Raw genomic sequence first — 10,186 nt, 5'->3', positions numbered from 1 at the left:
GCCTTCTCGCGAACTGAGTGCGGGCCTGGCCGAGATCATTAAATACGGCCCCATTGCCGACATGGCATTCCTTGAATGGATCGAGGCTAACCTGGAGGATCTGCTCGCCAGGGAGCCCGTGGCCATGGCCCACGCCATCCAGCGCAGTTGTGAGATCAAGGCATGGGTTGTAAGCCAGGACGAGCGGGAGTCGGGCTTGCGGGCCATCCTGAATTTCGGTCACACCTTCGGCCACGCGATTGAATCCGGCCTGGGCTATGGGGAATGGCTGCATGGCGAAGGTGTGGGCTGCGGCATGGTGATGGCCGCGCATCTGTCAGAGCGTCTGGGCCTGGTTGACAAGCCTTTTACGGAACGCCTGACCAATCTTGTCCGACGATGCGGCCTGCCGGTGCGAGGACCTGTGCTGTCAACCACCGACAATGCCGGCCGCTATCTCGAACTGATGCGCATCGACAAAAAATCCGAAGCGGGTGAGATAAGGTTTGTTGTGATCGACGGCCCCGGGAAGGCAGCCGTTCGCAGTGCACCGGATGCCATGGTGCGCACTGTCATAGATATGTGCTGTGAATAAGCGGCGGAAAATATGGAAGAAGTACCTGAAATTGCTATCAATTCAGGAGCTGTTTGCGCTTATACGGTATGGGATTTCRGTCATTTTTATGCTTAATCCATGAATCTCCAGCCCTACGCCTGTGACCCGTCGCGTTCGCGCGGCCGCCGCTTTGCCGAGCCTGCTGCGCCAACCCGGTCCGAGTTTCAGCGCGACCGCGACCGTATCGTGCACTCCACCGCTTTTCGGCGCCTGGTGTACAAAACCCAGGTGTTTCTGAATCACGAAGGTGATTTGTTTCGCACCCGTCTGACTCATTCGCTGGAGGTCGCCCAGCTGGGAAGGTCCATCGCCCGCACGCTTCAGCTCAACGAAGACCTCGTGGAAGCCATTGCGCTGGCGCATGACCTGGGCCATACGCCGTTCGGTCATGCCGGTCAGGATGCCTTGAACGCGTGTCTGAAAGCCTGTAACCCAGACAGCGCAGGCTTTGAGCACAACCTGCAAAGCCTGCGCGTGGTGGATTCCCTTGAGGAGCGCTATCCGGCCTACAACGGGCTGAACCTGACCTTTGAGACGCGAGAAGGAATCCTGAAGCATTGTTCCAGGCGCAATGCACGCCATATTGAAGCCCGCGAGCCGGACGGTGTTGCCCGCCGGTTCGTGGAGCCCGCTGACGGGCCGCGCTGGCAGCAACCCGGTCTGGAGGCACAACTGGCCAATCTTGCGGACGAAATAGCCTACAACGCGCACGATATTGACGACGGCGTGCGCTCCGGCCTGTTAACCCTGGAGCAACTGGAGGGTGTCGAGCTGTTCGCGCAACACTGCCGGGAAACGCAACTGGCGCACCGGGCGTTGAAAGGCCGGCGGCTGCTGTTTGAGACCATACGGCGMATGCTCAGTGCCCAGGTCTATAACGTGATGGATGCGACATCGCTTGCGATTCACAAGGTTGCACCTGCCAGCGTGGACGAAGTTCGCAGGCATCCGGCGCTGGTGTGTTTTACCGAAGAAATGGCGATGCAGTCTGCATCCCTCAAACGTTTTTTGCTGCGAAACCTGTACCGCCACCCGAAAGTGGTGGAAACCACGCAGGCTGCCAAGCAGGTAGTCCGTGACCTGTTCGAAGCCTATATGGCCGACCCGGCCCAGATKCCGCAGGCTCACATCGACCGGTTTGACGGCATTGATGCCCCCCATGCGGCGGGCGCAAAACCCGAGAGGGTGGTCGCCGACTACATTGCCGGCATGACAGACCGCTTCGCCGCCAAAGAGCATGAGCGCCTTAAGGGGCGCGCAGCTTTTCCGGTTTAGGTGGAGTTGTAGCGGCCCATAGGCAGCAAGCGTGACGGAGCCCCGGCCAACAACAACCCCGAGCCCGAACGCGGCCTGGTACGTGATGGCTGCCGGTGTGGTGGCCGCCCTTTACGTGGGAAAACTACCGCCTGCGCTGCCTGTACTGGGAAAGGTATTGGGCGTGACATTGCTGCAGGCCGGATTTCTGCTGTCGCTGGTGCAGCTGGCGGGTATGGTGCTCGGGCTGCTCATCGGGCTTGTTGTGCAGCGTGCCGGCCTCAAGCGCAGCATGGTGGCCGGGTTGCTGGTGTTGTCCGGTGCCGGTCTGTTGGGCGGCGTGTCTCCCGATGTGCATTGGCTGCTCGCCGCACGTGTATTCGAAGGGCTGGGATTCCTCTGGGTGGTGTTACCGGCCCCAGCCCTGATCCGCCAGCTGGTGCCACAAGAGCGGCTCAATGGCATGCTGGGAGTATGGGGCGCCTACATGCCGCTGGGCGCCTCTCTGGCCTTGCTGGGAGGCCCCATGATCATCGGCCTGGCCGCACCTGACTGGGGTTGGCGAATCTTGTGGTGGCTTCTGGCCGCGCTGGCCGCAGTGCTGGCTTTGCTGGTCGCGTGGCAAGTTCCTGCACAGGGGCATCTGCATGATGGCATCTCCCCCCGGCAATCGCCGGCTCCTCATTTCCGTGGCGGAGATATTGTCCGCGCGACGCTGCGGTCGCGCGCAGCCTGGTACATGGCTGTTGCTTTTGCGATGTACTCGGGACAGTGGCTTGCTGTGGTCGGTTTCCTGCCGTCCATCTACACCCAGGCTGGCGTGAGCGGTGTGTGGGTGGCATGGCTTACGGCGCTTGCTGCTGCCGTCAATATCATCGGCAACGTCGCGGCAGGCAGGCTGCTGGAGCGTGGTGTACGACCGGTGGTTCTGCTTGGGGCAGGCTTCCTGTCGATGGCTGGAGGCGCACAGCTCGCATTTGCCGTGCAACTGCGCCCGGAAATACAGTACGTGGCCATACTGGTCTTCTCGATGGTGGGTGGCCTGATCCCCGCAACGCTGTTTAGCCTGGCCATCCAGCTTGCGCCCCGCCGTGATGCCGTGTCGACCACCGTTGGCTGGGTCCAGCAGTGGTCGGCGTTGGGGCAATTTGCCGGTCCTCCGCTGGTTGCCTGGGTGGCCAGTACTGCGGGAGGATGGCAATGGACGGGTTGGCTTGCGACGGCCGGCTGCGCCATCGCCCTCGTGTTGGCGATCTTGCTTGATCGTCTGCCTGGATCTGCCCGCCAACGCACTTGAACGGGCGTATGTTGGCGCCCCATGCGCATAGGCTTATGACGTGTTGGCATTTCCACGGTGGTTTTTGAGGGTTGCACCGATTACGCTGAGGGTCTGCGCACAATTTGTGACATTTCTTCGGAATATTGAGCGCATGCTGAGGTACGGGCATCAAACCTGCTTTGGCTATTTCGTCTCTCAAAAGGTGTTCTCATGGGTTTCAATCGACGTCAACTAATTCTGCGTGGGGTTTCCGCGGGCGCTGCGGTAGCAAGCCCTGCGCTCTGGGCTCAAAGCAAAACCAGCCGCAAGATTCTTCTTGGCCAATCGGTTCCCCTGACAGGTGCAGCCGACCAGATCGGTCTGGCGTATCTGAATGGAGCAAAGATTTATTTCGATGCCATCAATGCAAAGGGCGGTGCCGGCRGCCACAAGATAGAAGTCAAGACACTCGACGACGGCTACAACCCGGCCAAGGCTGCCGCCAATGCCAAGCAGTTGATCGACGAAGGCGTCGATGCGCTGTTCGGCTTTGCCGGTACAGCCAGCTGTGATGCCGCGTTTGCCGCTTCCAAGGCATCCGGGGCGCTCTTTTTCGCACCTTTTGCGGCGTCGGACGCATTGCATGATCCTGCGCTGGCAAACATATTTCATGTGCGTCCGGCGCTGGCCGATGAGGCCTACAAAATTGCGCGCCACTGTGCCACCCTCAACCAGGACCGTATCGGTGTATTTGCCGAAGATGACGCCATGGGGCGGGGCGGCCTTGCAGCGGTGAACCAGGCCCTGATCGACCTGAAGCGCCCGGCCATCGTTGGCAGCGCCCTGTCGCCGGTCAACAGCGACAAGGTCGATGCCGCAGTGGCGCAGCTGATGAAGGCGCAACCTCAGGCCGTGATCCAGGTCAGCCTGTTCAATTCATCGGCAGCGTTCATCCGCAAGATGCGCCAGGCCGGCTTCAGCGGGCAGTTCCTCAATTTCTCCGTCGTGGGTATCGATCCGCTGTTCAGTGCCTTGGGCAAGGAGATAGGCGGTGTGGTGATCTCGCAGGTGGTGCCGTCGCCACGCAGCACGGGTACGCCCATCATCAAGGAATACCTGGATGTACTGAACCAGACGGACCAGACGCCGAGTTACGAGAGTGTGGAGGGTTATATTGCTGCCCGTACTTTTGCCGAAGGCGTACGCCGCAGTGCGGCCGGCAGCGGCAAACCCGACAGGGCAGGTCTGCAAAAGGCGTTTGAAACCATGACGGACTACGACGTGGGCGGCTTTCGTGTGAACCTGCGCCCCAAGAAATACGAATCGGTGCGTGCGATTGACCTGGTCACCATCACGCCTGACGGCAAAGTTGTCCGTTAAGCGTCTTCTTTCCCGTCGTTTCAACGGCGCCCAATGAACTCAGTGCGGAGCAGGAAATCAGGGTCAGATCAAATATCATGACGCAAACTTCAGGCATTGCATCCCATGGCCCGTCTTCCCCGGCTGACGCTCCCCGGTTACCCGCACCACATCATCCAGCGGGGGAATAACCGGCAAACTGTCTTTTCTTCGGCCGCCGACCACCAGGTGTTTTTGGCGTTGCTTGAAGAAAGCGCCCGCAAGTTCGGCGTTGCCCTGCATGCTTACGTGCTGATGGACAACCATTTCCACTTACTGGCGACGCCTTCCACAGCGGACAGCCTGCCGCAGATGATGCAGGCTGCCGGGCGGCGCTATGTGCGTTACTTCAACGACAACCAGGGCCGCTCCGGCACCTTGTGGGAAGGGCGTTACCGGGCCACCGTGATCGAGGCCGAGCGCTACCTGCTGGCCTGCATGACCTATATGGACCTCAATCCGGTCCGCGCGGGACAGGTGGCCGAGGTCAAAGACTATCCGTGGTCCAGCTACGGCCACTACGCAGGCCTGCGGGTCGACGGCCTGCTCACGCCGCACCCGCTGGTCTGGGCGCTGGGCAACACGCCCTTCGCCCGTGAAGTGGCCTACGCCGAACTGGTGCGCGCCGGCATCACGCTGGAGCAGCAAGACCAGCTGACCCGATCCGCCCTGAGTGGCTGGGCCCTGGGTGGAGATGGCTTTTTGGCGGAGTTGCAAAAGCGCACGGAGCGCCGTGTCACCAGGAACCAGGCGGGGCGCCCACCCCTACGCGTGGCTGAGGGCCCGGATGATGAATAACTTCATATTTATCAAGGCTTGGCGCGTTTGAGTTTAATATGTCCCTAATTTATTGTTGATTAAATTAATCGACATTTAATTAGAATCTGACCCTATTTAAAGCGCTTGGCATTGTTGTTGCAATGCAATATGCTCCCATTCCCTGCGAAAAATTATGAACCTTGCGGATGGAAGCGTTGCCCAGGCTTTTCGAGGCCACTCGGCACCGCCGTCATCCCAACTGACGAGGAATTGCCATGACCACGGCTGCTGAAATCAAGCATTTTGAAGAAAACGGTTTGTACTCCGGTGCGAACGAACACGATGCCTGCGGCGTCGGTTTCGTGGCGCACATCAAGGGGCACAAAAGCCATGCCATCGTCCAGCAAGGCTTGAAGATCCTCGAGAACCTAGACCACCGGGGCGCAGTGGGCGCTGACAAGCTCATGGGCGACGGCGCCGGTATCCTGATCCAGCTGCCCGATGCGCTGTACCGTGAAGAAATGGCCGGCCAGGGCGTGCAGCTGCCGCCACCCGGAGAATACGGCGTCGGCATGGTCTTCCTGCCGAAAGAGCACGCTTCCCGCCTGGCCTGCGAACAGGCGCTCGAGCGCGCCGTCAAGGCCGAAGGCCAGGTGCTGCTGGGCTGGCGCGACGTGCCGGTCAACCGCGACATGCCCATGTCGCCCACCGTGCGCGAAAAAGAACCCATCCTGCGCCAGATCTTCATCGGTCGCGGCAACGACGTCATCGTGCAGGACGCGCTGGAGCGCAAGCTGTATGTCATTCGCAAAACCGCCAGCGCCGCCATCCAGAACCTGCGCCTGACGCACAGCAAAGAATATTACGTGCCCAGCATGTCCAGCCGCACGGTGGTCTACAAAGGCCTGCTGCTGGCCGACCAGGTGGGCACCTACTACCGTGACTTGACCGACCCGCGCTGCGTCTCGGCACTCGGATTGGTGCATCAGCGCTTCTCGACCAACACCTTCCCGGAGTGGCCGCTGGCCCACCCGTACCGCTATGTGGCGCACAACGGCGAAATCAACACCGTCAAAGGCAACTACAACTGGATGAAGGCACGTGAAGGCGTGATGTCTTCGCCGGTGCTGGGTGCCGACCTGCAAAAGCTCTACCCGATCAGCTTTGCCAGCCAGTCCGACACCGCGACCWTCGACAACTGCCTCGAGTTGCTGACCATGGCCGGCTACCCCATCAGCCAGGCCGTGATGATGATGATCCCCGAGCCTTGGGAACAGCACACCACCATGGACGAGCGCCGCAAGGCCTTCTATGAGTACCACGCCGCCATGCTTGAGCCCTGGGACGGCCCGGCCTCCATCGTCTTCACCGACGGCCGCCAGATCGGCGCCACGCTGGACCGCAACGGCCTGCGCCCCTCGCGCTACTGCGTGACCGATGACGACCTGGTCATCATGGCCTCCGAATCCGGCGTGCTGCCGATTCCTGAGCACAAGATCGTGCGCAAATGGCGCCTGCAGCCCGGCAAGATGTTCCTGATCGACCTCGAACAAGGCCGCATGGTCGACGACGAAGAAATCAAGGCCACGCTGGCCCACAGCAAGCCTTACAAGCAATGGATTGAAAACCTGCGCATCAAGCTGGACGACGTGGCCGGCAAGGCCGCCAAGACCGCTCCGGTCACTGTGCCCGCCGCCTCAACCATCGCGCTGCTTGATCGCCAGCAGGCCTTTGGCTACACACAGGAAGACATCAAATTCCTGATGTCCCCCATGGCCGCCAACGGCGAGGAAGCCACCGGCTCCATGGGCAACGACAGCCCGCTGGCTGTGCTGTCCAACAAGAACAAGCCGCTCTACAACTACTTCAAGCAGTTGTTCGCGCAGGTGACCAACCCACCCATCGACCCGATCCGCGAAGCCATCGTGATGTCGCTGGTGTCCTTCATCGGCCCCAAGCCCAACCTGCTGGACATCAACCAGGTCAACCCGCCGATGCGGCTTGAAGTGAGCCAGCCCGTGCTCAACGTGGCCGACATGCAAAAGCTGCGCGACATCGAAGCGCACACACAGGGCAAGTTCAAGAGCTATACCCTGGACATCACCTACCCGCTGGCCTGGGGCCACGAAGGCGTCGAGGCCAAGCTGGCTTCGCTGTGCGCTGAAGCGGTCGACGCGATCAAGGACGGCAAAAACATCCTGATCATCAGCGACCGCGGCATCACCGCCACGCAGGTGGCCATCCCGGCCCTGCTGGCGCTGTCGGCGATTCACCAGCACCTGGTGAAAGAAGGCTTGCGCACGACCGCCGGCCTGGTGGTTGAAACCGGCTCTGCCCGCGAAGTGCATCACTTTGCCGTGCTGGCCGGCTACGGCGCTGAAGCTGTTCACCCCTACCTCGCGATGGAAACCCTGGCCGAGTTGTCCAAAGGCCTGCCCGGCGACCTCAGCACCGACAAGGCCGTCTACAACTACACCAAGGCTATCGGCAAGGGCCTGTCCAAGATCATGTCCAAGATGGGCGTGTCGACCTATATGAGCTACTGCGGTGCGCAGCTGTTCGAGGCCATCGGCCTGAGCCGTGACACCGTGGCCAAGTTCTTCACCGGCACGGCCAGCCAGGTTGAAGGCATGGGTGTGTTTGAGATCGCTGAAGAAGCGCTGCGCATGCACCGTGMTGCCTTCAGCGACGACCCGGTGCTGGCCAACATGCTGGACGCCGGCGGCGAATACGCCTGGCGCGTGCGCGGCGAAGACCACATGTGGACGCCCGATGCAATTGCCAAGCTGCAGCACTCCACCCGCTCCAACAACTGGAACACCTACAAGGAATACGCCCAGCTGATCAACGACCAGAACCGCCGTCACATGACGCTGCGCGGCCTGTTCGAGTTCAAGATCGACCCGTCCAAGGCCATCCCGATCGATGAAGTCGAGCCGGCCAAAGAGATTGTCAAGCGTTTTGCCACCGGCGCCATGTCGCTGGGCTCCATCAGCACCGAAGCCCACGCCACGCTGGCTGTGGCCATGAACCGCATCGGCGGCAAGAGCAACACGGGYGAGGGCGGTGAAGACCCGAACCGCTACCGGCAAGAACTCAAGGGCATCCCCATCAAGAAGRGCGAGACGCTGAAGAGCGTGATCGGCCCTAAACAGGTCGAGGTTGATTTGCCGCTGCAGGACGGCGATTCGCTGCGCTCGCGCATCAAGCAGGTCGCGTCGGGGCGTTTTGGTGTCACGGCCGAATACCTGGTGTCGGCCGACCAGATCCAGATCAAGATGGCCCAGGGCGCCAAGCCCGGCGAGGGCGGCCAGCTGCCCGGCGGCAAAGTCAGCGAATACATCGGCCACCTGCGCTACTCGGTGCCCGGCGTCGGTTTGATCTCGCCGCCGCCGCACCACGACATCTACTCCATCGAAGACTTGGCCCAGCTGATCCACGACCTGAAGAACGTCAACCCGCGCGCCAGCATCAGCGTCAAGCTGGTCAGTGAAGTCGGCGTCGGCACCATTGCCGCGGGCGTGGCCAAGGCCAAGTCCGACCACGTGGTGATTGCCGGCCATGACGGTGGCACGGGCGCCTCGCCCTGGTCGTCCATCAAGCATGCCGGCTCACCCTGGGAAATCGGCCTGGCAGAAACGCAGCAGACCTTGGTGCTCAACCGCCTGCGCGGCCGTATTCGCGTGCAGGCCGACGGCCAGATGAAAACCGGCCGTGACGTCGTGATAGGCGCGCTGCTGGGTGCGGATGAATTCGGCTTTGCCACCGCGCCACTGGTGGTTGAAGGCTGCATCATGATGCGCAAGTGCCACCTCAACACCTGCCCCGTCGGCGTGGCCACGCAAGACCCGGTGCTGCGCCAAAAATTCAGCGGCAAGCCCGAGCATGTCGTTAACTACTTCTTCTTCGTCGCCGAAGAGGCCCGCCAGCTCATGGCGCAGCTCGGCGTGCGCAAGTTTGACGAGCTGATCGGCCGCGCTGACCTGCTCGACACGCAAAAAGGCATTGAGCACTGGAAAGCCAGCGGCCTTGATTTCGCCCGCCTGTTCTACCAGCCGAATGTGCCGGCCGACGTGCCGCGCATGCATGTGATGGAACAAGACMATGCGCTCGAAAAAGCGYTGGACGTGCGCCTGATCGAAAAATCGAAAGCCGCGATTGAAAAGGGCGAAAAAGTCCAGTTCATCGAAGTGGCGCGCAACGTCAACCGCACCGTCGGCGCCATGCTGTCGGGCGAGCTGACACGGCATCACCCGCAAGGCTTGCCAGACGACACGCTGCGCATCCAGCTTGAAGGCACGGGTGGTCAGTCCTTCGGCGCCTTTCTCGCCAAGGGCATCACCATGTACCTGATCGGCGACGCCAACGACTACACCGGCAAGGGCCTGTCGGGCGGCCGCATCGTGGTGCGCCCCAGCATCGACTTCCGCGGCGACGCGGTGAAGAACACCATCGTCGGCAACACCGTGCTCTACGGCGCAACCACCGGCGAAGCCTTCTTCAGCGGCGTGGCCGGCGAACGGTTTGCCGTGCGCCTCTCGGGCGCCACGGCGGTCGTTGAAGGCACGGGCGACCACGGCTGCGAATACATGACGGGCGGTACCGTCGCGGTGCTGGGCAAGAYCGGCCGCAACTTCGCCGCCGGCATGAGCGGCGGCGTGGCCTATGTGTATGACGAGGACGGCTTGTTTGCCACGCGCTGCAACACCTCCATGGTGTCGATGGACCGCATCGTCACCACCGCAGAGCAGCACACCCATGACAAGGCCGACTGGCATGCGGGCGAAAGCGATGAGGAATTGCTCAAGCGCTTGCTGCAGGACCACAACCGCTGGACCGGCAGCAAGCGCGCGCGCGAGCTGCTCGACAACTGGAGCGAGTCGCGCCTGAAATTTGTGAAGGTCTTCCCGAACGAATACAAG

General features: G+C 61.5%; 6 protein-coding genes. All 6 read left to right on the top strand.

All coding sequences use genetic code 11. The features are described 5' to 3' along the window. Positions 1-574 (top strand): 3-dehydroquinate synthase family protein (locus AC1D1X_RS08115; RefSeq protein WP_477698110.1); only part of this gene is annotated, 574 nt, incomplete at its 5' end. Positions 575-673: 99 nt separating this feature from the next. After that, positions 674-1,870 (top strand): deoxyguanosinetriphosphate triphosphohydrolase, encoded by a 1,197-nt coding sequence (locus tag AC1D1X_RS08110; protein WP_477698109.1) that lies wholly within the window; start codon positions 674-676, stop codon positions 1,868-1,870. An 85-nt stretch (positions 1,871-1,955) separates the two neighbouring features. Continuing rightward, the gene (locus tag AC1D1X_RS08105) at positions 1,956-3,146 is read left to right on the top strand and encodes an MFS transporter (protein ID WP_477670209.1); all 1,191 of its coding nucleotides are present in this window, start codon (positions 1,956-1,958) and stop codon (positions 3,144-3,146) included. 192 nt (positions 3,147-3,338) lie between these two features. Next, a complete protein-coding gene (locus AC1D1X_RS08100; RefSeq protein ID WP_477698108.1) occupies positions 3,339-4,487 on the top strand; it encodes an ABC transporter substrate-binding protein in 1,149 nt (382 codons plus the stop codon). Between the two features lie 105 nt (positions 4,488-4,592). Further along, positions 4,593-5,303, top strand: a complete 711-nt coding sequence (locus AC1D1X_RS08095; RefSeq protein ID WP_477669878.1) for a transposase — start codon at positions 4,593-4,595, stop codon at positions 5,301-5,303. A 236-nt stretch (positions 5,304-5,539) separates the two neighbouring features. Continuing rightward, a partial coding sequence (locus AC1D1X_RS08090; protein ID WP_477698107.1) for a glutamate synthase-related protein occupies positions 5,540-10,186 on the top strand: 4,647 nt, incomplete at its 3' end.

The sequence above is a fragment of the Polaromonas sp. P1_G4 genome, assembly GCF_056405475.1.
This window is presented reverse-complemented; position numbering and strand designations above follow the sequence as displayed.